This is a genomic window from Arthrobacter sp. 92 (assembly GCF_050260325.1).
Lineage (GTDB): Bacteria > Actinomycetota > Actinomycetes > Actinomycetales > Micrococcaceae > Arthrobacter.
This window is the reverse complement of sequence record NZ_CP189863.1, coordinates 816074-840458: the sequence shown is the minus strand read 5'-3', so window position 1 is coordinate 840458 and position 24385 is coordinate 816074. Positions and strand designations below refer to the sequence as shown.

Annotated in this window: 17 protein-coding genes and 2 tRNA genes; 12 read left to right on the top strand and 7 right to left on the bottom strand. The window is 66.1% G+C overall.

All coding sequences use genetic code 11. The features are described 5' to 3' along the window. Nucleotides 1-256: 256 nt before the first annotated feature. Nucleotides 257-1063: a VOC family protein gene (locus ACP4XC_RS03915; protein WP_427173574.1), complete on the top strand. Its 807-nt coding sequence runs from the start codon at nt 257-259 to the stop codon at nt 1061-1063. Between the two features lie 346 nt (nt 1064-1409). Here ACP4XC_RS03915 and ACP4XC_RS03910 read toward each other — a convergent pair whose 3' ends face one another. Continuing rightward, nucleotides 1410-3461 (bottom strand): FAD/NAD(P)-binding protein, encoded by a 2052-nt coding sequence (locus ACP4XC_RS03910; protein WP_427173573.1) that lies wholly within the window; start codon nt 3459-3461, stop codon nt 1410-1412. A gap of 60 nt (nt 3462-3521) precedes the next feature. Between ACP4XC_RS03910 and ACP4XC_RS03905 the strand changes: the two genes are divergently transcribed. Together ACP4XC_RS03905 and ACP4XC_RS03900 are read left to right on the top strand one after the other, a co-directional pair. Then, entirely contained in the window at nt 3522-5804 is a 2283-nt protein-coding gene (locus tag ACP4XC_RS03905) for a prolyl oligopeptidase family serine peptidase (RefSeq protein WP_427173572.1), read from the top strand. A gap of 90 nt (nt 5805-5894) precedes the next feature. Beyond that, nucleotides 5895-5982 (top strand) — tRNA-Ser (locus tag ACP4XC_RS03900). A gap of 101 nt (nt 5983-6083) precedes the next feature. Here the strand turns inward: ACP4XC_RS03900 and ACP4XC_RS03895 are convergent. Further along, a complete protein-coding gene (locus tag ACP4XC_RS03895) occupies nt 6084-7532 on the bottom strand; it encodes an MFS transporter (RefSeq protein ID WP_427173571.1) in 1449 nt (482 codons plus the stop codon). A 144-nt stretch (nt 7533-7676) separates the two neighbouring features. After that, complete coding sequence (locus tag ACP4XC_RS03890; protein ID WP_427173570.1) at nt 7677-9923, bottom strand: RecQ family ATP-dependent DNA helicase; 2247 nt, start codon at nt 9921-9923, stop codon at nt 7677-7679. Between the two features lie 184 nt (nt 9924-10107). On the opposite strand from ACP4XC_RS03890, the gene ACP4XC_RS03885 reads away from it, so the two are divergent. The 4 genes from ACP4XC_RS03885 to ACP4XC_RS03870 all read left to right on the top strand — a co-directional run bounded on the left by ACP4XC_RS03885 (nt 10108) and on the right by ACP4XC_RS03870 (nt 13826). Continuing rightward, nucleotides 10108-11526 (top strand): phosphomannomutase/phosphoglucomutase, encoded by a 1419-nt coding sequence (locus tag ACP4XC_RS03885; RefSeq protein WP_427173569.1) that lies wholly within the window; start codon nt 10108-10110, stop codon nt 11524-11526. 18 nt (nt 11527-11544) lie between these two features. Continuing rightward, nucleotides 11545-12051, top strand: a complete 507-nt coding sequence (locus ACP4XC_RS03880) for a hypothetical protein (RefSeq protein WP_427175000.1) — start codon at nt 11545-11547, stop codon at nt 12049-12051. 20 nt (nt 12052-12071) lie between these two features. After that, entirely contained in the window at nt 12072-12521 is a 450-nt protein-coding gene (locus ACP4XC_RS03875; protein ID WP_427173568.1) for an RrF2 family transcriptional regulator, read from the top strand. Between the two features lie 144 nt (nt 12522-12665). Beyond that, nucleotides 12666-13826, top strand: a complete 1161-nt coding sequence (locus tag ACP4XC_RS03870) for a globin domain-containing protein (RefSeq protein ID WP_427173567.1) — start codon at nt 12666-12668, stop codon at nt 13824-13826. Between the two features lie 210 nt (nt 13827-14036). On the opposite strand, the gene ACP4XC_RS03865 is transcribed toward ACP4XC_RS03870, so the two are convergent. After that, nucleotides 14037-15872: a phosphoenolpyruvate carboxykinase (GTP) gene (locus ACP4XC_RS03865; protein WP_427173566.1), complete on the bottom strand. Its 1836-nt coding sequence runs from the start codon at nt 15870-15872 to the stop codon at nt 14037-14039. Nucleotides 15873-16149: 277 nt separating this feature from the next. Between ACP4XC_RS03865 and ACP4XC_RS03860 the strand changes: the two genes are divergently transcribed. Continuing rightward, a tRNA-Arg gene (locus ACP4XC_RS03860) sits at nt 16150-16223 on the top strand. A 172-nt stretch (nt 16224-16395) separates the two neighbouring features. On the opposite strand, the gene ACP4XC_RS03855 is transcribed toward ACP4XC_RS03860, so the two are convergent. Then, nucleotides 16396-17124, bottom strand: coding sequence for a FadR/GntR family transcriptional regulator (locus tag ACP4XC_RS03855; RefSeq protein WP_427173565.1), 729 nt, complete (start codon nt 17122-17124; stop codon nt 16396-16398). 99 nt (nt 17125-17223) lie between these two features. Between ACP4XC_RS03855 and ACP4XC_RS03850 the strand changes: the two genes are divergently transcribed. The 4 genes from ACP4XC_RS03850 (at nt 17224) to ACP4XC_RS03835 (ending at nt 22088) form a co-directional block, all read left to right on the top strand. Further along, a complete protein-coding gene (locus ACP4XC_RS03850) occupies nt 17224-18681 on the top strand; it encodes a dihydrolipoyl dehydrogenase family protein (protein ID WP_427173564.1) in 1458 nt (485 codons plus the stop codon). 85 nt (nt 18682-18766) lie between these two features. Then, nucleotides 18767-19441, top strand: a complete 675-nt coding sequence (locus ACP4XC_RS03845; protein WP_427173563.1) for an ABC transporter ATP-binding protein — start codon at nt 18767-18769, stop codon at nt 19439-19441. Continuing rightward, a complete protein-coding gene (locus ACP4XC_RS03840; protein WP_427173562.1) occupies nt 19438-21474 on the top strand; it encodes a YhgE/Pip family protein in 2037 nt (678 codons plus the stop codon). The genes ACP4XC_RS03845 and ACP4XC_RS03840 overlap by 4 nt, the downstream gene beginning before the upstream one ends. After that, on the top strand, nt 21471-22088 hold the full coding sequence (locus ACP4XC_RS03835) for a TetR/AcrR family transcriptional regulator (protein WP_427173561.1): 618 nt from the start codon (nt 21471-21473) through the stop codon (nt 22086-22088). The genes ACP4XC_RS03840 and ACP4XC_RS03835 overlap by 4 nt, the downstream gene beginning before the upstream one ends. 495 nt (nt 22089-22583) lie before the next feature. Here the strand turns inward: ACP4XC_RS03835 and ACP4XC_RS03830 are convergent, their stop codons facing one another. Together ACP4XC_RS03830 and ACP4XC_RS03825 are read right to left on the bottom strand one after the other, a co-directional pair. Continuing rightward, a complete protein-coding gene (locus tag ACP4XC_RS03830; RefSeq protein WP_427173560.1) occupies nt 22584-23654 on the bottom strand; it encodes an EamA family transporter in 1071 nt (356 codons plus the stop codon). A 100-nt stretch (nt 23655-23754) separates the two neighbouring features. Continuing rightward, a complete protein-coding gene (locus tag ACP4XC_RS03825; protein ID WP_427173559.1) occupies nt 23755-24354 on the bottom strand; it encodes a hypothetical protein in 600 nt (199 codons plus the stop codon). Between the last annotated feature and the right edge of the window lie 31 nt (nt 24355-24385).

Genomic DNA, 24385 nt, shown 5'->3' with positions numbered 1-24385 from the left:
CCCTGCCCTTCTCAAGAACCCCCTCCCCCCTGCTTCGTGCAGTGGTTCCCGGCGTTGCGCGGCGCCAGGAGTTGAACACGGACTGGATCAGCGGTAGTGGCATTGGTGCGGGCGCCGGCGTCAGAACCCCGCGACCGTGGGCCCATTGAAAACTGTCAGCGCCCGGGCATAGGGTCGGCCTTGTCTTTATTACCCACAGGACCAGCCGGCCCGGAGTCACCATCATGGGGGCGGCACCCAGACCCAGGAGCCAACCATGCCCACTCCCCACATCGCCCCCGGCGCGCCCTGCTGGATCGATTTGATGACCTCGGACCCGGAAAAGGCCAAGACCTTCTATGGGGATCTTTTCGGCTGGACGTTCGAAACCGGCGACCAGGAAAAATATGGCGGATATATCACGGCCTCCAAGAACGGCAAATCGGTGGCGGGGATTATGCAGAAGCAACAGGCTCAGGCAGCGACGCCTGACATGTGGTCCACGTATCTTCGCTCCGATGACGCCGCGGCAACCATCGCCGCCGCCGCGGAGCACGGCGGCCAGGTGTACATGGAACCGATGGACGTTCCCGAACAAGGTCACATGGCCTACATCGCGGATGCGACCGGCGCCGCGGTGGGGATCTGGCAGCCGCGGGAGCACAGGGGCTACGAAATTGTGGCCGAGCCGGGCGCACCGGTGTGGCACGAACTGCACGCCAAGAACTACGGCGCCGCGGTGACGTTCTACCGGGAGGTCTTCGGCTGGGAGACGACCGTCATGAGCGACACGCCGGAATTCAAGTACACCACCCTGGGCGCCGGACACGATGCCAAAGCCGGCATCCTGGATGCCTCCGCATTCCTGCCGGCGGAGGTCCCCTCCAACTGGGTGATCTACTTCGGTGCCGAGAACACCGACGCCGTGGTCGACAAAGCCGTCAAGCTGGGCGCCACAGTGGTCCACCCTGCCGAAGACAGCCCGTTTGGCCGCGTGGCCACCATGGCGGACCCCACGGGAGCAGTCTTCAAGGTGATCCAGGCACCTGGCGCGAACCAGGGCAACGCGGCAGAAGAGGCCTAAGGGCTGCTTACCTAGTCCGCATTTCCCAGCCCACCACCACCGGACATGCCCTCCGCTGGCCGGCACCACCGGACATGCCCTCCCCTGGCTGGCACCAATGGACATACACATCAAGTGTCCACCGCACGGCTCCAAGGTAGGGCATGTCCATTTTTCAGGGGTCCTCGTGGCCGGGCAAGTGACTGGACATGTCCTCCCCCACACTGCAGCAGTGGACATCTACCCAATATGCCCAATGCTCAGCCCGAACGCGGGGCATGTCCACTCGTGGGTGCGTGCAGCCGAAGGGGAGACATGCGCACCCGCACGCCCTGCCAAGGGGCATGCTCACTGCTGGTGCGGCCGCCTATAGGCCCAGGATGCCGCGGGCGATCTCGTCGGCGTCCCGGAGGGTCCGCTGGCCACTGCGATACACCGGGCCGCTCTGTTGGCGCGCTTCGGCGGCAATCGCCGTGCCCCACTGGGCGGCTGACAGCTGCAGCCCCAGGACATACATCCCCTCGGTCACGGATCCGTTGGCGCCCACCGGACGGTAAGGGTGCGGCCGCACATCGAGCCCCGTTGTTTCCACGGGGACGCCCTCCGCGGTCATCATCAGCCGCGCCCTGACCAGTCCATCCGCCAGAAGCTGTTCCAGCAACGGGGACACGTTGACGCCCACCCGGTTGGCCGGGGCCAGCGCCTCGATCATGCTCCGGGCCTGGACGGCTTCCCCTCGGACCCACGGCGATGCGGCGCTGAACAGGCCAGTCTTACGGTCAAGCCAAAACTTCGGGTCGGGCCCCACAAAACTGACCACGCCGGCACGAGCCAAAGCGGCAAGCTGCTCAGCCCGCAGCGCCGGCGGCCCGCTGGCCAGCCCTTCGACGAACGATTCGAACCAGCCGCGGAGCCCGGCCACCCATGATTCATCGGTGATGCCGCCATCGGCCACCACCGACTTCAGCACAGCCCTGCCGTGGTGCAGTGCTCCGATGGCCATCTTTACGGGATCGGATTCGCCCAGCGCGGATCGCCTGGCGTCATCCAAAAGGTAATCGACGACGGCGGCATCGAGGTCCTCACGTGAGGCAAAGGAGCATCCGGCCAAAGGGGCGGCCAGGCCGAGCAGGTCCAGGCGACAGTCCGGCCGGACGTGCGCGGCGATCAGCGTCCTGGCCTCATCTTCCCAGTTGGCGGCACTGTGGGCGTGCGGATGCAGCGCGTCCTGGAGCGACGCCAGGAAGCCGTCCGAGTCGGTGACCGAGCCTGGCTCAGTTCCGGCGAGGGTGGAGTAGTACGCCCAGAGGGTATCCCGGTGCAGCAGCGGCCACAGGTCGTGGTCGAAACCCGGCACGATCCCCGTGGCAGCAAAACGTTCGACGGCGGACTCGGTCAAGTACCGCAGGGTGATGGCCGAGGCGTAGTAGCCGGACAGGTTGGCCTTGGCACGGTACGGGGTGCCCCGCCGTGATGCCGCGATAATCAGCGGCTCGTCGCCGGAGGGCACGTATTCTAGTTCGGACTTGCGTCCGGCGGCCGTGCGGGCGCTTCCCCCGGGCGGAAGGGCAGCGACGGCGGCAGCTGCATCGCGGCCGCCGGTGCCCGCTTCCACGAACTTGCCGCCGCGGCCTTCGGTGAGCTGACCCATGACGTCAAAGAAGTTCAGTCCCATTCCGCGCACCAGAACCGGTTGCCCGGCCGGCACCGCCGACCAGTCGACGTCGGCCGGGGCTGCCGGAGGCAGGTAGAGGAGCTTGAGGCGCCCGGCGCCGGACTGCAGTTCCCGCTGTTCGGCGTTGAGCCTCGACTCAAGGTGACCGAGCGCCAGGACCACGGAATCGACGGTGAGCCTGCCGCCGTCCGCGAGGTCGACGTCGAACGTCCCCTCCCCCGCCGCCCCCTTCCCTGCCCTGCGGGCAGCGGTGGCGGTGGTGCGGTGGAAGTCCACGGTTACGCCATCAGGGCTGGCCGCGAGCAAGTCCTGGAGCGTGGAGCTGAGGTAGCGGCCGTAAAGGGCGCGGCTGGGAAAATCGCGTGACCCGAGGGCGGCCAGTTCCGCCCGCTCATCGGCGGTCAGACCGGCGAGGGGCTGTTCCTGCTGCCGCGTGCGCCAGTGGTCGAAGGTGCGGCCGGCCACCGGCGGTACCAGCTCCGGGTCTTCGGGGATCACGGTCGGGTAGAACGACTGCGTGTTCATCAGGTATAGCCGTGATTGTCCGGGCTGCCATACATGGCCCGGGCCAGGCGGGTAAGGATCGATGACGTGGATGTGGAGCGTGGCCGAAGGGTGGAAACCCGAGGCCGAGCCGCCCTGCGTCTTTAGGCGCGACCAGTGAGCCAGCAGGCGTTCCAGGACACTGGTGCCGCGGGGTCCGGCCCCTATAAGTGCCGTCCGGATGCTTTGCGTTGTGCCCACGTCCTCCAGAGTATCCGCATGTGACTTGCTAGCCGCGCGAAGATGTTGTTTGGATGAGTCATGACCACCACAGCAGCTGATCACCACCCCACCGCGTCCGGCGACGAATCCCGGGACGGGACCGCGCCCGAACCGACCGACGAAAACATCTGGCTTGAGGAAATTCACGGCGAGGAGCAGCTGGCCTGGGTCCGCGAACAGAACGCCCGCACCGAGGACCTGCTCGAAGACGCCGACTATGCCCGGCTGGAGGGACAAATCCTCGAGGTGCTGGACTCCACCGACAAGATCGCCATGGTTAGTAAGCACGGGGACTGGTATTACAACTTCTGGCGGGACCGGGAGAACCCTAAGGGCCTGTGGCGGCGGACGTCCTGGGACAGTTACCGGAGCGGATCCCCCGAGTGGGACGTGCTGCTCGATGTGGACGCGCTGGCCGCGGCCGAGGGCGAGGAATGGGTGTTCCACGGCGCGAACTTCCTCCGGCCGCCAGCGGGCGAGCCCTACCGCCGTGCGCTCGTGGCCCTCTCCCCGGACGGAGGCGACGCCAACCGGTACCGCGAGTTCGACGTCGCAGCCCGTTCTTTTGTGGACCCGGCGGCTGGAGGCTTTGATCTTCCGACGGCGAAAGGCAACACCTCGTGGCTGGATGCGGACACGTTGCTGGTGTCAACCACGGCCGGCGAGCTGCCGCGGACGGCGTCCTCGTATGCCCGCACAGCCGTGAAACTCCCCCGCGGCTTGTCCCTGGCCGAGGCGGAGCGGATTTTCGAAATCCCGGAAGACCACATGATGGCCATGGTGGCCCATGACTCCACACCAGGCTTCGAGCGAACGTTTGCCATGGACTGGATCAGCTTCTTCAACAAGAGCACTTCCGTGCTGCGGGACGGCAGCTGGGCCACCATTGATGTCCCCACCGACGTCAACCTGAGCGTGCACCGCGAATGGCTCCTGTTCAGGCCGCAGGGCGAGTGGACGGTGGGCGGCAGCACGTACGCCGCGGGATCGTTGCTGGCGGCGAAGTTCGAGGACTACATGGGCGGCTCGCGCGAGTTCGCCATCTTGTTCAGCCCGGACGCCCACACCTCGCTTCAGTCGTGGAGCTGGACGCGGAATTTCCTCCTCCTTAACCTGCTCCGGGACGTGTCCTCGGAGATCCGCGTGCTCGATCCGGAGACGCCCGGCACGGATGCCGCCTGGGCCTCCACCCTGCTGGACGCCTGCCCGCCCCTGCACGACGTCACCGCCTATGCCGTCGATGACGAGGACGACATCGCTACTGAGGACACTACTGACGATAAGGATACGGCCGCCGACGGGGTTGTGGACGCGGCCGATGCTGCCGGCGATGACTTTTGGCTGGTAGCCACCGGTTTCACCACCCCCAGCACCCTCACCCGGGGCACCCTGCGGCGCGCTTCGCCCGGAACGGGCGTCGAAAGCACGCACGAGGTGATCCGCTCGTCGCCGTCGTACTTCAATGACTCGGCCTACGAAGTGCAGCAGCATTTTGCCGTTTCCGACGACGGCACCCGGGTCCCGTACTTTCAGGTCGCTTCCAAGGACCTGGTGCTGGACGGACAGAACCCCACCCAGTTGTCCGGTTACGGGGGTTTTGAGGTTTCCCGCACGCCCGCCTACAGCGGCACAATCGGGCGGGCCTGGCTGGAACGCCGCACCGAGGAGTCTCCGGCGTTGGCCGGCGGGCCGGCACACACGCGCGGTGGCGTGTTCGTGGTGGCCAACATCCGCGGCGGCGGCGAGTACGGCCCATCGTGGCACCGGGCCGCGCTGCGGGAGAAGCGCCACCGCGCCTACGAGGACTTCGCCGCCGTGGCCAGGGACCTCATTTCCCGCGGCGTGACGTCCAGGCAGCGGCTCGGCTGCGTGGGCGGATCCAATGGCGGGCTGCTCGTGGGCAACATGCTGACCACGTACCCGGAACTGTTCGGCGCCGTATCCTGCGGCGTGCCCCTGCTGGACATGCGCCGCTACACCAAGCTGTCAGCCGGACACTCATGGATTGGGGAATACGGCGATCCCGATGTCCCCGGGGATTGGGAATTCATCCGGACCTTCTCGCCCTACCACCTGCTCCACGACGGCGTGGACTACCCGGAAACGTTCATCTGGACGGCGACGTCGGATGACCGGGTTGGCCCCGTGCAGGCGCGCAAGATGGCCGCACGCATGCAGGCCATGGGGATTCCCAATGTGTGGTTTCACGAGGCGCTCGAAGGCGGTCATGCCGGAGCCTCCGACAATCGGCAGGCAGCGGCCCTGCAGTCCCGGAGCCAGCATTTCCTCTGGCGCTCCCTGGCCGGAGGGGCCGAGCTGTAACTCGCGGGTGGCCCCGGTTGGCCGCGTTTCACACCGTTTTGCACTGCATGCCCGCTTCTGCGTATCCTTGGTGGGCTAGGAATAGCAATTGGAGACGTGCCAGAGCGGCCGAATGGGCTTCACTGCTAATGAAGTGTGGGGCACAACTCCACCGGGGGTTCAAATCCCCCCGTCTCCGCGTTTGGCCCCGGTTCTCGAACCGGGGCCTTTTGCGTATCCGAACCGCTCCGGCATCTGCCGGTTCTTGTTTGTGCCGCCGCGGGTCCTGCTGGCCACCGCTTAGCTGGTTGCTGACTCACTGGAAGCCGGCCGGGCCCGGCTGACCTCGGCGCCAGCCTGCCGGTGCAACGTGAGGCTGTCCGCGGTGCTGAGCAGCATCAGGACCGCAATCGCCACGAACGCTCCCCGGTAGGGCGCGGTGGGGCCGGCGCCAAAGAGTCCGCTGGCCGAGAATGTCCGCAGGAGCAGTGCGCCGACAGCGATCCCGGCTCCGGCCGCCAGCTGCACCAACGTGGCTGAAATAGCGTTCGCTGAGGGCAACTGCCCCGGGACGACATCCGCGTACTGGATCGATGCATAAGCGGAAAACCCGATGGAGCGGAAAGCCCCGCTGCAGATCAGGAGCCCGAAGATCAGCGGCTCGGGCGTAGCCTGATCGAGCAATGCGCACATGCCGAATGTGGCGGCCGAGGCGAGCGACGCAAAAACGAGTACCGGTTTGAACCCGAATCTGCGGATGAGGGGTGTGGTGGCGGGCTTGATCCCGATGTTACCCACGAACACGGCGGCCACCATGACCCCCGCATGCAGCGGATCCCAGCCGAAGCCGCCTTGGAACATCAGCGGCAGCAGGAAGGGTACGGCGCTGATGGTTAGCCGGTAGATGAAGCCACCCGTAGAGGTGGCCCGGAAGGTGCGGGTGGAAAAAACGTTTAGCTGAAAAAGCGGATTGCTGGTTCGGCGCAGCCACAGCACTGCCCCGCCGATTGCGGCCACCCCTCCGGCGAAGGCAGCCGCGGCCAGGGGCGCGGCTGAGTGGCCGCTCGCCAGTTCCAGGCCCACCACCAGCGCGCCCACCCCGGCGGTGGTCAGGATCAGCCCTACCCAGTCGAGGCGGCGCCCTTGGTCGCCGGCACCTTTCGGCACCAGACGCAGGGCGGCGATGAACGCGGCAACGCCCAGCGGGACGTTGATCAGGAAGATCCAGTGCCACGACAGGAACGTGGTCAGCGCCCCGCCCACCAGTGGGGCAAGCACGGGTGCCAGAAGGCCGGGCCACACGAGGTAGGCGGTTGCCCTCAGCAGGTCTTCCTTGGGGGTCCTGCGGAGCACCACGAGGGTTCCGACGGGCACCATCATCGCGCCGCCCGCTCCTTGCAGGACACGGCTGACAGTCAGCAATGTCAGGTCCTGGCTCAGGGCGCATAGAAGCGAGGCCATGGTGAAAATGGCCACCGCGCTGCAGAACACCCGCCTGGCGCCCAGGCGTTCGGCCAGCCATCCACTGACCGGAATGCCCATGGCGACGGTCATAAGATATGCGGTCATGGTGATGTTGACGTCGGCAGGAGCCACTGAAAAATCGGCGGCAATGCTGGGGATCGCGGTGGTAAGGACCGTGCCGTCCAGGAATTCCATGAAAAAGGTGGCCGCGACCAGCAGCGCCAGCCTGGGTTGCCACTGCTGCAACCCCGCCGTTCCCGCTAGGTTGTTGGATGTTTCGCTCATGGCTCCTGGCCTGTGACTGTGAATTGGGTGGCGTTCGACGGGTGGCGCCGCCCAGACGGCGCCGTTCTGGGCGATCCTATAGGCCCCCTGGACCGGGTGCCAGAATAAGTCGGGCCCTTACGCAACACCCGGCGCCTGGCCGTACTAGCCTGCTTGCCCCAGCACCAAAGGGAGGACGGCGCCGGCCCCGGCCCGCCGCAGAGCCCGACCTGCCACGGTGAGCGTCCAGCGACTGTCGGTGAGATCGTCCACCAGCATGACGCTCTGACCCTGGACACCGGCCATGGCGGCTTCCAGTTCCGGGCCTACCACCAGCCGGTCCCAGACCCCTGCCAGCCGGTAGGCGCTGTTGCCCCCGCGCCCTCCAGTGGGGCCGCCATGCTCCAACTGCAACTGCCCCAGGTAGGGAATGCGGCCGATGTCCGAGATGCCCCGGGCCAGGGAATCCACCAGGGCGGGCTTGCTGCGCGACGGGATGCTGATGATCGCTGCCGGGCGGCCCGCGCCGCTCCAACCAGGGGTACGGCCGTTGCCTGCACCCCAGTCCCGGAGAACCTGGACACAGGCCTGCAGCATCGCCGGGTCCACCTCGCGGTCAGCCGCACCGGCGGCAAAGATTTCCCGCAGGGCGCCACCCCAACCGAGATCGGTGAGCCTGGCCAGAACGCGGCCTTCCCCCAGGCTCTCATCCGGCTTGATCTTCCCCTTGACGGTCACGCCCAGCCGGTCCATGCCGCTGGGCCACTGCAGCCGCGCTTCCAGGGCCACGCCTGCGCGGCTCAGCGTCTGCCCGGCAGCCTGCGTCGCAGTGGCGGAGACATCTACCGGGAACCACCGGCCGGCGCAGTTGTCGCACCTTCCACAGGCGTGCGCTGTTTCGTCGTCGAGGACGGAGGTGATGTACTCCATCCTGCAACCGGCGGTGTCCTGGTAGACAACCATGGAATCCTGCTCGTCCACCCGGGCCTCGGCGATCCGTGTGTAGCGCTCCGCATCGTAGGTCCACGGACGCCCGGTGGAGCGCCATCCTCCGCCGACCCGTTCCACGGCTCCGTCAACTGAAAGCACCTTCAGCAGCAGTTCCAGCGGAGTTCTGCGAAGATCAACACGCGCCTCAAGTGCCACGGTGGAGACCGCCGAGCCTGCCTCGGCCAACGCCGTCAGGACGCCGGCGGCCTTCTCTTCGGAGGGCATCGAGGCGGTGGCGAAGTATTGCCAGATATCGCGGTCCTCAGAACCAGGCAGGAGCAGTACGTCGGCGTTCGCCGCGCCGCGCCCGGCCCGGCCCACCTGTTGGTAATAGGCCACGGGCGAGGACGGGGCCCCGAGGTGGACCACGAAGCCGAGATCGGGCTTATCGAATCCCATGCCCAGGGCCGATGTGGCCACCAGCGCTTTGACCTGGTTGTCCTTGAGTAATTGCTCCGCCCGTTCCCGGTCCGCCGGGTCGGTCCGGCCCGTATAGGCGAGGACCTCATGCCCGGCTTCGGCGAGCAGCCGCGCCGTGTCTTCAGCGGCCGACACGGTGAGCGTATAGATTATGCCGCTCCCCGGCAGGTCTGACAGATGCGTCAGGAGCCAGCCGAGCCGGTCCCGCGAGTCCGGGAGGTTCAGCACCCCGAGCCGCAGCGACTCCCGGCCAAGGGCGCCGCGGATGGTCAGCACTCCGTCACCCAGCTGTTCCTCGATATCGTGAACCACCCGGGAGTTGGCCGTGGCCGTGGTGGCGAGCACCGGAACGCTGTCGGGGAGCTGGTTGATGAGGTCCGCGATACGCCGGTAATCCGGCCGGAAATCATGTCCCCAGTCGGAGATGCAGTGGGCCTCGTCAATGACCAGGAGCCCGGTCCGGCGAATGAGTTCAGGCAATTGGGTTTCCCGGAAGGCCGGATTGGTGAGGCGTTCCGGAGACACGAGCAGAACATCGACCTCGTCCGCCGCCAACTGTTCCCGGACGGTATCCCATTCGAGCTGGTTGGCCGAGTTGATGGCGACGGCACGGACTCCTGCCCGGGCTGCGGCCGCCACCTGGTCTCGCATCAGTGCCAGCAGCGGCGAAACAATCAGCGTGGGACCGGCGCCGCGGCGCCGCAGCAGCAGGGAGGCCACAAAGTAGACAGCAGATTTTCCCCAGCCGGTGCGCTGCACCACCAGGGCGCGGCGTCCGCCGTCGACCAGTGCCTCGATGGCTTCAAACTGGCCATCATGGAAGCTGGCGTCCGGGTGGCCCACCAGCTCGCGCAGCACCTCAAGGGCCTGGCCGCGGGTGTCGGATCCAACGGACGCGCCACCGCTTGTTCCGGCGTTCCCGGCGCCGGGCACAGGTGCGGGCTCGATGGATGCGGGTTCGATGGGTGCGGTGAGGATTGCAGCATTCTGGTTATTGGCCATTGCTTCAGTATCCCAGCCACCTCCGACACCCAGGAAGCTCCGGAGCCTCCGCTGTGGACGGGCGGGTGGACTGCTGTAACGCGGGCAGGTGCCGGGCCGCGTCATCCGGCGGCACGGCACGCCTGACCGAGTCCGATGACTGCTCCTCCACAGGCCCGTGGGGCTTCCCCGTAAGATGGGACGCGTGACTAGCGACCAGACAAAGAATTTTGACCTTTCGGCATCGTTCAAGGCGTACGACGTCCGCGGGATTGTGGGGGAAAGCATAACCGCCGAAATCGTCGAGGCAGTCGGCGCAGCTTTCGTCGACGTCCTTGGCCTTGAAGGGCAGACGGTCCTGGTCGGCGGCGACATGCGCCCGTCCTCCCCCGAATTCAGCAAGGCATTTGCCAATGGAGCGGCCACTCGCGGGGCCAACGTTCAGCTGCTTGACCTGATCTCTACAGATGAGCTCTACTACGCCTGCGGCGCGCTCAACGCTGCCGGTGCCACGTTCACGGCAAGCCACAACCCGGCGGAATACAACGGCATCAAGATGGCCAAGGCCGGCGCCGAGCCGATCTCTTCGGAGTCCGGCCTCAAGGAAATCCAGGCCCGCGCGGAGGAATACCTGAACGCCGGCTCCATCCCCGCCGCTGCCACGCGCGGGCTCATCGGCGTCCACGATGTCCTGAAGGACTATGCCGAGTACCTTCGCAAGCTGGTGGACCTCCGCGGCTCACGCCCGCTCAAGGTGGTTGTCGACGCCGGCAACGGCATGGCCGGTCTCACCACCCCCGCGGTGCTGGGCGATGCCCTGCTGCCCAAGCTTCCCCTCGAGATCGTTGAGCTCTACTTCGAGCTCGACGGGTCGTTCCCGAACCACCCCGCCAACCCGCTGGAGCCGGAGAACCTGCGCGACCTGCAGGCCGCCGTCGTCGAGCACGGGGCGGACATCGGGCTGGCGTTCGACGGCGACGCCGACCGCTGCTTCGTCATCGATGAGAAGGGCGATCCCGTCTCCCCGTCCGCCATCACCGGGATGGTGGCCCGGCGCGAGATCGCGCGCGCCCAGGGCCTCGGCGAGACGAACCCCACCGTCATCCACAACCTCCTGACGTCCCGGGCCGTCCCGGAACTGGTGGAACGCCATGGCGGCAGGGCGGTCCGCACCCGCGTGGGCCACTCCTTCATCAAGGCCGTTATGGCTGCCGAGGGTGCCATCTTCGGCGGCGAGCACTCAGCCCACTTTTACTTCCGGGACTTCTGGAACGCGGACACCGGCATGCTGGCGGCAATGCATGTCCTGGCAGCCCTTGGCGAGCAGGACGGCCCCCTTTCCGAACTCGGCCGCGAATACGAACCCTACGTGTCCTCCGGCGAAATCAACTCGGAAATTGAGGACAAGGCCGCAGCCGTTGAACGCGTCCGCCATGACTTCCACACCGAGGACGTCGAAGTGGACTACCTCGACGGCAGCACCTTCATTGCAACGGACGGCAGCTACTGGTTCAACCTGCGCCCCTCCAACACCGAGCCGTTCCTCCGGCTAAACGCAGAGGCCACGGACGCGGCCACCATGGAACGCATCCGCGACCGGGTTCTCGCACTGGTCCGGGGCTAGGCTGCAGCCATGACTGAAATGCCCCAATCGGAGCCGGCCGCAGCCGACGCGGCAGCGGCCGGCTCCGGGTCGTCCTCGTGGCGCGATTCTGTATCCGAGGCCACGGCCACCGATCTGGAGAACCTGCTCGGCACCGGCGTCGGCGCGGCGCAGGAGCAGCTGGGCCGCAACGGCGGTTTCCTGCCCTTCGCCCTGGTGGTGGAAAACGATGGCGAAGTCCGGCTGGTTGCCGTCACTCCGGCCGACGCCGAACGCGGCTCTGACGGCGACTTTGACGCCGACACGATGATCCGGGATCTTACGGAACTGCTCCGCCAGAACCGGGATGACTTCCGAGCCGCCGCCGTCGTTTGTGACATCACTCTGCTGGAGGAGGACACCGACGCAATCCATGTGGCTGCCGAACACCGCGACGGCTCCGTATTCGCCGCGGTCCTCCCCTATCAACCGAATGCAGCGACCCATGAATGGGAGTTTGGGCAGCTTGCCGCTGATACCAATGAGCCTGCCATCTGGGTGGACTAGACCGGCCGTAAGCTGGTGACATGAAAATCAACGCCTTCGCGGATGTCAGCCTGCGCGCCATGATGGTGCTGGCCGCTGCTCCCGACGGCCTCCTCCTGACGACCCAGAGCATCGCCAACGCGGTCGGCACGCCCTACAACCACGTGAGCAAGGCGATGGCCAGGCTGCGTGAGCTGGGCGTGATCGATGTCGAACGTGGCAGGAACGGCGGATCCCGGCTGAATGAGGCCGGCCGGCGGGCCACCGTGGGCCAGCTCCTGCGGCAGCTCAACACCAGGGTTGACCCCGCCGACTGCCAGTCCCCCAACGGAAATTGCCCGCTCATCAACGAGTGCCGGCTCCGGTATGCGCTGTCTCAGGCCCGCGAGGCCTTCTACCGCGAACTGGATGACATCGTGATCTCCACCCTTCCCAATTCCCGGCAGATGGATCCGGTCTTCAGTGTGATCGGCCTGCGCCCCGGGCTCTGATCCCGAAGGTTACCGCCGCGGGAAGGCCGGATTTGCATCGATTTTCTACGTCATGTAGAACTGAGGCATAAATACTCGTATTTCAAATACAGGTATTGATCGTGGTCCGGACGAAGGCACCGGTCCCCTACCTCAGGAGTTAGCATGCTCTCGGACAAATCCCGCCCCGTCATCGAGGCCACCCTCCCGCTGGTCGGTTCCCGGATCGGCGACATCACCCCCAAGTTCTACGCCCGGCTCTTCGCCGCTCACCCCGAACTGCTGGACGGACTGTTCAGCCGCTCGAACCAGCGCAACGGCAATCAGCAGCAGGCCCTGGCCGGAAGCATTGCAGCCTTCGCCACACACCTGGTCAACAATCCCGGCACCCTGCCCGAGACCGTGCTTTCCCGGATCGCGCACCGCCACGCCTCCCTCGGCATCAGCGAACCCCAATACCAGGTGGTCTACGAGCACCTGTTCGCCGCCATCGCCGAGGACCTGGCCGAGGTCATCACCCCGGAGATCGCCGAGGCCTGGACCGAGGTCTACTGGCTCATGGCGGATGCGCTGATCAAGCTGGAGAAGGGCCTCTACGCCGCCCAGGCCAACGGCAAGATGTGGACCCCGTGGAAGGTCGCCGCCAAGACCCCCGCCGGCACCGGCTCCATGACCTTCACACTGGAACCGGCCGATGAGACCCCCATCACCCCCGCCCTGCCGGGCCAGTACGTCAGCGTCAAGGTCACCCTTCCGGACGGCCTGCGCCAAGTCCGCCAGTACTCGCTCTCCGGCGACGCCGGCACCAGCCGCAGCTTCACCACCAAGCGGGACGACGGCGGCGAGGTCTCCCCCGTGCTGCACAACAACGTGCAGGTGGGCGACATCATCGAGATCTCCAACCCCTACGGCGAAATCACGCTCAAGGAAGGCGACGGCCCGGTGGTTCTGGCCTCGGCCGGCATCGGCTGCACACCCACCGCATCGATCCTGCGCTCCCTCGCGGACTCCGGTTCCGACCGCCAGGTGCTGGTCCTGCACGCGGAAAGCGACCTGGACAGCTGGGCACTGCGCGGACAGATGACGGACGACGTCGAACGGCTGGACGGTGCCGACCTCCAGCTGTGGCTGGAACAGCCGCAGCCAGGCACGAATGCGGGATTCATGTCCTTGCGTGAGGTGGACCTGCCCGCCGACGCGTCGCTGTACCTGTGCGGCCCGCTGCCGTTCATGAAGCACATCCGCAATGAGGCCATCAACGCGGGAATCCCGGCCACAAAGATCCACTACGAGGTCTTCGGCCCGGACATCTGGCTGGCCAGCTGATCCCCTGCCGACGGCGGACTGCGCACGGCGGGCCCACCCTCGACTCCGCAGCAGCGCGAACGGACACTTAAGCCCCGGGGCTTAAGTGTCCGTTCGCGCTTGTCTGACGACGACGGCGGGGCTTAAGTGTCCGTTCGCGCTTGTCTGACGACGACGGCGGCCCCGCACCTTTCGCAAGGTGCGGGGCCGCCGTCTGCTGGTCGGGAGGTGTTACTGCTGGGCCGCCAGGCGGGCCTTCAGGGCTGCCAGCTCCGACTTCAGCGCCTCGGGCAGGGAGTCCCCGAACTTGGCGTACCACTCTTCGATGGATGCCAGTTCAGCGGCCCACTCGTCGGGGTCGACGCGGACGGCGTCTTCGACGTGGGCGTGGGTCAGGTCCAGGCCGGTGAGATCAAGCGAGTCGCCGGTCGGCACAAAACCGATCGGGGTCTCCACAGCGGAAGCCTTGCCTTCGATGCGCTCGATGGCCCATTTGAGGACACGGGCGTTGTCGCCGAAACCGGGCCAGGCGAATCCGCCGTCGGCCGTGCGGCGGAACCAGTTGACCAGGAAGATCTTGGGCAGTCGCTCGGGGTTCGCCTTGGACGAGACGCTGATCCAGTGCTTCAGGTAATCACCCGCGTCGTAGCCGATGAACGGCAGCATGGCCATCGGATCGCGGCGGAGCACGCCCACCTGACCGGCGGCAGCGGCGGTGGTCTCCGAGGAGAGCGTCGAGCCCATGAAGATGCCATTGGTCCAGTCGCGGGCCTGGGTCACGAGGGGCACCGTGGTCTTGCGGCGGCCGCCGAAGAGGATGGCAGAGAGCTCCACGCCGTCGGGGCTGTAGTACTCCTCGGCCAGCATGTCGATCTGGGAGATGGGCGTGCAGAAGCGGGAGTTCGGGTGGGCGGCGGGCTGGTCCGAGTCCGGGGTCCAAGAGTTGCCCTGCCAGTCGGTCAGGTGGGCGGGGACCTCCTCGGTCATGCCCTCCCACCACACCCCGCCGTCGTCCGTGAGGGCGACGTTGGTGAAGATGCTGTGACCCTTGGCGATGGCGCGCATGGCGTTGGGGTTGGTGCCCCAACCGGTTCCCGGAGCGACGCCGAACAGGCCGGCTTCCGGGTTGGTGGCGCGCAGCTCGCCTTCCTTGCCGATCCGCATCCAGGTGATGTCGTCACCGAGGGTTTCGACTTCCCAGCCTTCGATGGTGGGGTCGAGCAGGGCGAGGTTGGTCTTGCCGCAGGCCGACGGGAAGGCCGCGGACATGTAGTAGGACTTCTTCTCGGGCGAGGTCAGCTTGAGGATGAGCATGTGCTCTGCCAGCCAGCCTTCGTCACGGGCCATCACGGATGCAATGCGTAGCGCGTAGCATTTCTTGCCCAGCAGTGCATTGCCGCCGTAACCGGAGCCGAAGGACCAGATGGAGCGCTCCTCCGGGAAGTGCACGATCCACTTGTCGGGGTTGCACGGCCAGGCAACGTCCTGCTGGCCCGGGGCCAGCGGAGCGCCCAGGGAGTGCAGTGCGGGCACGAAGAAGGCGTTGGTCTCCGTGATCCTGTTCAACACCTCAGTGCCGATGTTGGCCATGATCCGCATGGAGGCCACAACGTAGGCGCTGTCGGTGATTTCCACGCCAAACTTGGGATCCTCGGCATCCAGGTGGCCCATAACGAACGGGATCACGTACATGGTGCGGCCGCGCATGGAACCGGCGAACAGACCGCGAAGCTTCTGCTTCATCTCGGCCGGCGCCATCCAGTTGTTGGTGAAGCCTGCGTCACGCTCGTTCTCGGAGCAGATGTAGGTCTGCTCCTCTACCCGGGCCACGTCGGCGGGATCCGAAAACGCTGCGAAGGAGTTGGGGAACAGCTCCGGGTTGAGCCGGGTCAGCGTGCCCGCGGCAACGAGTTCATCAGTGAGCCTGGTGTATTCCGCTTCGGTACCGTCAACCCAGTGGATCCGGTCCGGCTGGGTAAGTTCTGCAACCTCTTCGACCCATGCCAGCAGACCGGCATGTGTGGTGGGTGCTTTCTCAAGCAGCGGCAGTCGTGCGAGATCGCCCATTGCGGTTCCCTTCCTCGGGTTCAGTGGTGTGTCCTAAATGCTAGGGCTCAACGACGATGCGTATTCTGGCCCGGAGATGGGATGTCGGGCGCCGCAAAAAGCAAAAACCCCGGAAATTCAAGGAACTGCATGGTTGACATTCCCGATTTCTGTGACGAAGGTCACGTAGACCGGTCTAGTCGCGCAGATTACAGGCGCCTCGATTTGTAACTGCGCGCCTCCTCGCGTAAAGTAATTCGAGGTTCGGGGAGCGAGAAGTTCCCGAAGAGCCAAGAATGCGCCCATAGCTCAGCTGGATAGAGCGTCTGTCTACGGAACAGAAGGTCAGGGGTTCGAATCCCTTTGGGCGCACAGAGTGAAAGATCCGCACCGGCTTGCCGGTGCGGATCTTTCGTTTAACCACTTTCGTTTAATCACCGGTCCAACAGCGCTTGCGTTACGCCGCGCGACACGAATGACGAACCGCCAGGCGCCGCATGACGAACCGCGTTACCCCGCGTTACGATTCCCAGCTAGTCCACGGCTAATCCGTGACAGTGGCCAGGATCCGGCCGCGGACGTGGTCAAAGTGCCGGCTGATCCGCTCGGCGGCCAGCACCTTGTCCCCCTCAGCAACGGCGGCATAGATGGTGCGGTGCAGCGCCGCCGTCTCGAGCAGATCATCATCCCAGGCGCCGGTCTCCAGATGAATCTGCCGATACACCTTCCAGAACACGTCCAGAAGGCTGATCAGCAGCTCATTGCCAAGGGGTTCGAACAGCCTGCGGTGGAACTCGGCGTCCAGCTCCACGAAGGCTTCGCCAGCCAACGCCGATTCCTCCATGCGTATCACCGATTCCTCGATGGCGGCCAGCTGCCGCGACGTCATGGCGTCCATAGCGCCCCCGATCAGTCCGGATTCCAAGGCCTGCCGCACCTCGACGAGCTGGAGCGCCTCCTGCCCGTGATGGCGAAGCGAGAGCCGGCCCCGGAACGTGAGGCCGTCCGTCAGCGCGTCGAAGTTGTTGGAGGCAACAAACATGCCAAAGCCGTGGCGGATTTCGATGACTCCCAGGGCCTGCAGCACCTTGAGCGATTCACGCAGGGTGTTGCGTCCCACGCCCACGGCGGCAGAGAGCTCATTCTCGGTGGGCAACGGGTCCCCTGCCTCAAGGTCCCGCTCCAGGATCAGCTCCATGATGTCGGACTGCAGAGCCCGGAGCCTGGTTTGCGCACTGAACCGCGCCTGTGGAGCGACACTTGGATTTGGCATGGTTCCCCTAACCGTTGCTGCCCCACACGGGCCGAGTGATTCACACCCTACAATATTGGACGTCCCACCTTCAGATACCCGCGGGCGTAGGCTGTTGCCATGACGGCGCAAGTTGAACGCGAATTTGATGTCATTGTGATCGGCGCGGGGGCGGTGGGCGAAAACGTCGCGGACCGCGTGGTCCAGGGCGGCCTGACCGCCGTGCTGATCGAGGCCGAGCTGGTGGGAGGCGAATGTTCCTACTGGGCGTGCATGCCCTCGAAGGCACTTCTGCGCCCTGGCACCGCGCTCCACGGCGCGCAGACCGTGCCGGGGGCGGCAAACGCGGTGACCCGCACTCTCGATGCGGCGGCGGTGCTCAAACGCCGGGATTACTTCACGTCCAACTGGCAGGACGACAGCCAGGTCAAGTGGGTACGGGACACGGGCATTGAGCTGATCCGCGGCCGGGCCCATCTCACCGGCCAGCGCAAGGTGGAAGTGGCAGGGAGGGACGGCGTCACCTACCTGCTGGCAGCGAGGCAGGCCGTGGTCCTGGCAAGCGGATCCACGCCCACCACGCCACCGGTTGAGGGGCTCTCGGGACTCGGGTTCTGGACCACCCGGGAGGCCACGTCCGCCCGGACAGTTCCGGAGAGCCTTGCCGTCATGGGTGGGGGCGTGGCAGGAACCGAGTTGGCACAGGCCTTCGCGCGCCTCGGGTCTGCAGTGACGGTGGTGGCCCGGGGGAGGTTGCTGAGCAACTATCCGGGCGAGGCATCCGCACTGGTGGCCGCCGGCCTTCGCGCCGACGGCGTGGACCTTCGGCTCAATACCGGAACGGAGCGAGTCAGCCGGAACGCCGATGGGTCCTTCAAGCTCGTCCTCGCCGGCGGCCATGCCGTTACTGCCCAAAGGCTCCTGGTGACGACCGGGCGGCACCCCGCGCTGGAGGGGCTGGGCCTGGAGAGCGTGGGCCTGATCTCAAACGGGAAGGGACTGAAACTGCGCACGGACACCACGGGGCTCGTCACGGACGCCGCGGGCAACGCGGAGGGCACGGAATGGCTCTACGCCGTGGGTGATGCGGCCGGAAAGGTGATGCTGACGCACCAGGGCAAATACGCGGCACGGGCAACCGGAGATGCCATCGCGGCGCGGGCCAAGGGGGAGCTGCACGGAACTCCGCCTCCATGGAGCCGTTATGCACAGACGGCAAACGATCACGCCGTCCCGAACGTGGTATTTACGGACCCGGAGCTTGCCAGCGTGGGCCGTTCCGTGGAGCAGGCCCGTAAGGACGGCTATAACGTCGGCTCGGTGGAGCTTCCCATCAATGTTTCCGGCTCCGCGCTGCACTCGGAGAAATACGAGGGCTGGGCCCAACTGGTTATCGATGAGGACAGGAACGTGCTGCTCGGAGCCACCTTCGCTGGTCCGGACGTAGCCGAACTCCTTCACGCCGCCACCATCGGGGTGGTGGGCGAAGTGCCACTTGACCGGCTGTGGCACGCGGTGCCCTCCTATCCCACGATCAGCGAGGTGTGGCTGCGGTTGCTGGAGGCATACGGCCTCTGAAGCGTCTCGCTCCCGTGGAACTTATTTGAACTGACCGGTCAGTTCAGTTAGCCTTAGTGCAGACAACTTTCTGCGAAAGGCTTCCATGCTCTCGGTTCAACAACTCCATGTGAAAGGCCGGCGCGACGACCTGCTCCCGTCCACGTCGCTTCACGCCGCGCGCGGGGAACTCCTGCTGGTGTGCGGCACGGCCCAGGACCAGCGGACAGCGCTTGCGCTCACCCTCAGCGGACGGATGAAGCCAAGCTCCGGCGAGCTGCGGTGGGACGGCAGGGGCGGCGCCAGGGCTGTGCGCCGCGCCAGCGCCCTGATGGATTCCCCCGGAGTCAACGAACCCGAACAGCATTTGAGCGTCCGGGACCTGGTCACCGAGGACCTGGCCCTCATCCCGCGCCGCTACCGGGGCGCCCTCCTCAGCAAGCCCTGGCTTAAGGTCAACCGCTTCGAGGACATAGCCGGACTGTGGACCGAGCAGCTCAAGCCGGGCCGTCGCACCGAACTCCTCACTGCACTGGCGCTCGCCAACCCGGAGACGGACCTCCTCGTGGTCGACTCCCCCGACCGCCACAGCGCGGACCCCACGGACTGGCTCCCCCGGCTTGAGCGGTTGGCGTACGACGACGGCCGGCCGCTCGCCGTCGTCGTCACCGTTTCCGCGTTCCCCGAGGACTGGACCGGTCCAGCCGCGATGATCGGCAATTCGGTCCATCTCTCCGCCCCGCAAGAATCCCGGATTCTCGAAACAGAGGACGCAAAGTGACTGTGCTGCGACTGGCCCGCTCCGAACTCAAGCGCATGACCGGCGGCCTGCTGCCCAAGCTGACCATCCTTGCCTTGACGATGGTGCCCCTGCTCTACGGCGCCGTGTACCTGTACGCCAACTGGGATCCTTACGGCAACCTGGACCAGATAGACGCCGCACTGGTGGTGGAAGACACCGGCGCCGCCGCCAGCAACGGCTCGCAACTGCATGCCGGCCAAAAAGTGGCGGACGCCCTCGTGGAGGGCCACGTGTTCAACTGGCAGGCGGTTTCCTCGGCAGAGCAGGCGGATCAGGGGGTCAGCAGCGGAAAATATGCGTTCGCGCTCAAGATCCCTCAGGACTTTTCCGCGAATCTGGTGTCGCCGGGCAGTTTCGACGCAGCCAATCAGGCCATGCTGAACGTCACCACCAATGACGCCAACAACGCGCTCCTGAGCACCATCGTGGATAAGCTCACCGCGGCCGTCCACGCCAGTGTTGCCAAGGAAGTGGGCGAGGAAACAGCAAACCAGTTGCTCACCGGCTTCAGCACCATCCACGCGCAGATCGGCAAGGCCGCAGACGGAGCAGGGCAGTTGGCGGACGGCGTGAACCGGCTCCACGAGGGCACGGTCACGCTTCACCAGGGGACATCGCAGCTCAGCACCGGTGCCGCCGGACTCTACGCCGGGCAGCTAAAACTGCGCGACGGCGCCAACCAGCTGAGTGCGGGCGCGGCAGGACTGAGCGGCGGACTCACCCAACTCAAGGATAAGACGGCCAGCCTGCCGGCCGATTCCCGCAGGCTCGCCGATGGGGCCGCCCAAGTGGCTGCCGGAAACGCGGCGTTGAACACCAAGGTCCAGGACGTTGTGGGGCAGCTCAACGCCGCGGACCAAGGGCTGAGGGACCGGGTGATCCAGTCCAACAGCCGCCTGATGTCCGCGGGGATCATCACGCAGGCGCAGGCCGACAGCATCCTGGCGGATTTCGATGCCGCCGCCGTGTCCAGTCCCGTGGCGGACGCAAAAGCCAGGATCCAGACAGACGCGGCCCAGCTACAGCTGCTCGCGGACGGCTCCGCTGCCGTGAGCGCCGGGGCCGGCAAGCTGGCTGCGGCCACTCCGGCCCTGACGGACGCCGTCTCCCAGGCGTCCGGAGGCGCTGACAAGCTCTACGCTGGCGCCTCCACCCTGGCGGCGGGCCAGCAGAACGCTCTGGACGGAGCCGCCCGGCTCTCCGAAGGTGCCCGCAAGCTCGACGAGGGTGCGGCGCAACTAGAGCAGGGCGCTGCAAACGCCGCAGACGGCGCGGGCACACTGGCACGTGAGCTGTCCAAGGGTGCCGGCCAGATCCCCAACCCGAACAGTGCGCAGAAGAGCAGCATCTCAAAGGTGATCGCCGATCCGGTCGCAGTCAGCAACGTCTCCCAGGCGAAGGCCAGTTCCTACGGAGCCGGCCTGGCCCCGTTCTTCCTGACGTTGGCCCTCTGGATCGGTATTTTCATGCTCGTCCAGGCCATGCGGCCCATCACCCAGCGCGCCCTCGCGTCGAACGCGCCCTCATGGAAAATCGCCGTCGGCGGCTGGCTTCCGTTCCTGGCCGTGTCGGTTGTGCAGGCAAGCCTGCTCACGCTGGTGGTGGACGTATCACTGGGGCTCAATCCCGTCCACCCGGTCCTGATGTGGCTGTTTATGCTCGCGGCCGCCATGGCATTCAGCGCCATCATCCAAGGGGTCGTGGCCCTGTTGGGATCGCCGGGCAAGCTGGTGGTCCTCATTCTCCTGGTCCTGCAGCTCGTTTCCTCGGGCGGCACGTTCCCTTGGCAGACCACTCCCCCGCCGCTGCACGCGGTCCATGAGCTCCTGCCCATGGGTTACGTGGTAACCGGAATGCGGCACCTGATTTACGGCGCTGACCTGTCCATGATCCTGCCAACTGTGGCGGGGCTGGTTGGCTACACTGTGCTGGGGGCTGCGCTCTCAACGCTGGCCGTCCACAAGCACAAGTTCTGGACCCTCAAGTCCCTGAAACCGGAGATCGCCGTATGAGTATGCCGGAAAGCGGCGAAAAGAAGCTCCGCCCGGGACGCACCAATGCCACCAGGCAGAAGCTGTTCGAGGCCTCAATGGAGCTGATCGGCGAACGCGGGGCGGCAGGTGTCACCGTGGATGAGATAGCGGCGGCAGCCGGGGTATCCAAGGGAACGGTGTATTACAACTTCGGCAGCAAGTCGGATCTGATTGCGCAGCTGCTGCGCCACGGCGTCGACATCCTTCTGGCCCGGCTCCTGAGTGTGCGGGACGGCTCAGCCGATCCCCTCGCCGCAATGGACGAGATGATCGGCCAGGCCATGGACTTCATGGCCGAATACCCGTCCTTCGCCAGGCTGTGGGTCAGCGAGAACTGGCGCACTCCGAGCGAATGGCAGGACACCTTCACGGAACTCAGGGGTCGCTTGCTGGAGGTGATCCGGGCCGCGATCGAGGCCGTTGCCGCCAAGTATCCCGTGGACGAATCCATCTCACGAGGCAGCCTGGAAACGGCCATCTTTGGCGCCTGCTTCGTGGTGGGCCTGGACCGTCAGACGTACAACCCGGAGCGGACCCGCGAACAAAGTGTTGCCGCCATCATGGCAAGCATGCGTGGCTATGTGGTGAAGTAGGTTTCCGTCAGGGAAGATTAGTCACATGCGCCACATGGGTAACAGCGGGAGGATCGCCGTCGCGGCGGCCTTTGCTGCCGCAGGCCTGCTGGTGCTCACGGCCATAACTCTTGAAGAGACCGTCCTGTTCGCGTGCCTGGGGGTTCTTGCCGCCGTCTACCTGGCCTCGGTCGTCCAAGTGGTGGCCCGTGGACGCAACCTGGCATTGCTGGCCGGTGGCGTGGGGACGAGCCTGTTTATCGGTTTCACCATCGCCTTCCTGCGCATGTGGGGACTCGCGTTCAACCAGGATCCGGCTGCCCTGGGGACGGCCGTGACCAGCCAGGATTCCGACATCTACTTCTATCTGGCTGCTCTCTTCGGAGCTGGGACCATGCTCGTCCTTTTCGCCGGAGCGGTCTGGCCGGCAGGCAAGCGGCTCCGTGCGCAGTCCCGCAGACAGGCCGCTGTCCGCAGCCCCGCACGGGCGGCGTCACGTCCCACAGCGCAGGCCACCTATGGACGGCCCGGCTCGCGGTCCGGTGCCACCCGCGCGCCGTCCGCCAAACCGCGGGTTCCCCCGGCCTCCTCGGCCAAACCCGCCGGCAAGTCAACACCCAGGCCCGCCGCGAAACCTCCGCCGGCGTCACCAGCAAAGGCCGCATCGCGGCGCTGAGCGTACCAGCGGCGCTGACCGGCGGTGGCGCCAAGTCCCACCGGCCCGCGGGAGCCAAACACGGCCGTCGCAACCCCGCCCAGCAGCAGGATTCCGCCGCCAATCTCCGCCGGAGACGGGACTTCGCTCAAGGCGAGCCACGCCGTCGTCATGCCCACCACGGGAACCAGCAAGGTGAAGGGGACAACCGCGGACGACGGATACAGGCCGAGCAGGCGGTTCCAGATCCCGTAGCCCACCAGGGACCCGAAAACTGCGGTATAGACGGCGCTCACGACCGTGACCGGCTGCAGGTCCGCCAACACTCCACCCACGGCGTCGGGACCGTCGACCAGCAGGGACAGTGCCGCCAGCGGAAGCGGAACCACCGCGCCGGACCACACCACCAGCCCGAGCCCCGACGTCGCTTTGGCTTGCCGGGCGACGATGTTTCCGGCGGCCCACGACAACGCGGCCGCCAGCACGATGATGAGGGGAAGGACGGGCGCCACCAAGCTGCGTCCCACTCCCACCACAGCCAGGCCGGCCACACCGAGCACGACGCCGGCCAACTGGGCGCGTTTAGGGCGTTCGCCTAAAAGGCCGGCAGCCAGCAGGACCGTGAGGAGCACCTGGGCCTGCAGGACCAGCGAGGCAAGGCCGGCCGGCATCCCCAGGCCCATGGCGAGATAGAGGAGGCCAAACTGACCGGCACTCATAAAGAGCCCGACGCCGAGGATCGCCCGCCAGCCGACGTCGGGCTTTCGAATGAAAAAAATCCAGGGGAACACCACCAGGACAAAGCGCATGGCCACGAAAAGCAGTGGCGGCACTTCCGTGCCATTAGCATGCAACCCCATGTCTATGGCCACGAAGTTGACGCCCCACAGTACGGCGACAAGCACCGCCAAGGAGGAATGACGCAGGTTCATGCTCCCACTGCGCCACTCCCGCATAGAATGGGCGGCACCTGGCGCGGACCGGCGGTTCTCCCGATGAGAAGCTCTGGCATTGTCCGTTGGCCGCGCGGGGTCACAAGTTCCGGGGGCGTTCTTCGGGGGTCCCGCCCGCATTGCCGCGGCTGCTGGTCCCGCCGCGGTTTACGGAAGTGTCCGCGGCCGTTCCCTCACGCTGCTCGGCAACAGCCTCCTCGTGGGCCGAAACCGCTCCCTCACGCTGCTCGGCAACAGCCTCCTCGTGGGCGGGAACCGCTCCCTCACGCTGCTCGGCAACAGGCGCGTTGGGGGTCTCCTCGGTATCGGACACGTTCCGCTCATGTTCGGCGCCGCGCTGGTCGGCGGTGATCACGTCCGGATCCAACTCGTCGGCCTTGCGCAGCTGCTCCTGCGAGGAGGTGCGCACGTTCGCCGCTTCCTGCTGCTTGTCGCGAGCTTCCCGGCGAAGCCGTTCTGCCTCGACCTCGGCTTGTTTCGCGTCAGCCTCGGCACGGGCCGCCTTCGCCTCGTGCTCCCTGGCGCCCAGCTCAGCGGCCTTGGCTTCCTCACGCATTTCAAATGCGCGGTTGCGGTCCGCCGCCACCTTGCGTTTACGGTTGAGGTAGACCACCGCCGCGATAATAGCCAGCACTACGACGACGCCGATGATAATCCCCACGATTTGCCCCGAATTCACGATCTTCGCCCTTCCCCTGGCCCGTCCCCGT

Excerpts from the sequence above, each read along its gene's own strand:
- ACP4XC_RS03915 (WP_427173574.1), top strand. The coding sequence starts at position 257 with ATGCCCACTCCCCACATCGCCCCCGGCGCGCCCTGCTGGATCGATTTG.
- ACP4XC_RS03905 (WP_427173572.1), top strand. The coding sequence starts at position 3,522 with ATGACCACCACAGCAGCTGATCACCACCCCACCGCGTCCGGCGACGAA.
- ACP4XC_RS03895 (WP_427173571.1), bottom strand. The coding sequence starts at position 7,532 with ATGAGCGAAACATCCAACAACCTAGCGGGAACGGCGGGGTTGCAGCAG.
- ACP4XC_RS03890 (WP_427173570.1), bottom strand. The coding sequence starts at position 9,923 with ATGGCCAATAACCAGAATGCTGCAATCCTCACCGCACCCATCGAACCC.
- ACP4XC_RS03880 (WP_427175000.1), top strand. The coding sequence starts at position 11,545 with ATGCCCCAATCGGAGCCGGCCGCAGCCGACGCGGCAGCGGCCGGCTCC.
- ACP4XC_RS03875 (WP_427173568.1), top strand. The coding sequence starts at position 12,072 with ATGAAAATCAACGCCTTCGCGGATGTCAGCCTGCGCGCCATGATGGTG.
- ACP4XC_RS03870 (WP_427173567.1), top strand. The coding sequence starts at position 12,666 with ATGCTCTCGGACAAATCCCGCCCCGTCATCGAGGCCACCCTCCCGCTG.
- ACP4XC_RS03865 (WP_427173566.1), bottom strand. The coding sequence starts at position 15,872 with ATGGGCGATCTCGCACGACTGCCGCTGCTTGAGAAAGCACCCACCACA.
- ACP4XC_RS03855 (WP_427173565.1), bottom strand. The coding sequence starts at position 17,124 with ATGCCAAATCCAAGTGTCGCTCCACAGGCGCGGTTCAGTGCGCAAACC.
- ACP4XC_RS03850 (WP_427173564.1), top strand. The coding sequence starts at position 17,224 with ATGACGGCGCAAGTTGAACGCGAATTTGATGTCATTGTGATCGGCGCG.
- ACP4XC_RS03845 (WP_427173563.1), top strand. The coding sequence starts at position 18,767 with ATGCTCTCGGTTCAACAACTCCATGTGAAAGGCCGGCGCGACGACCTG.
- ACP4XC_RS03835 (WP_427173561.1), top strand. The coding sequence starts at position 21,471 with ATGAGTATGCCGGAAAGCGGCGAAAAGAAGCTCCGCCCGGGACGCACC.
- ACP4XC_RS03830 (WP_427173560.1), bottom strand. The coding sequence starts at position 23,654 with ATGAACCTGCGTCATTCCTCCTTGGCGGTGCTTGTCGCCGTACTGTGG.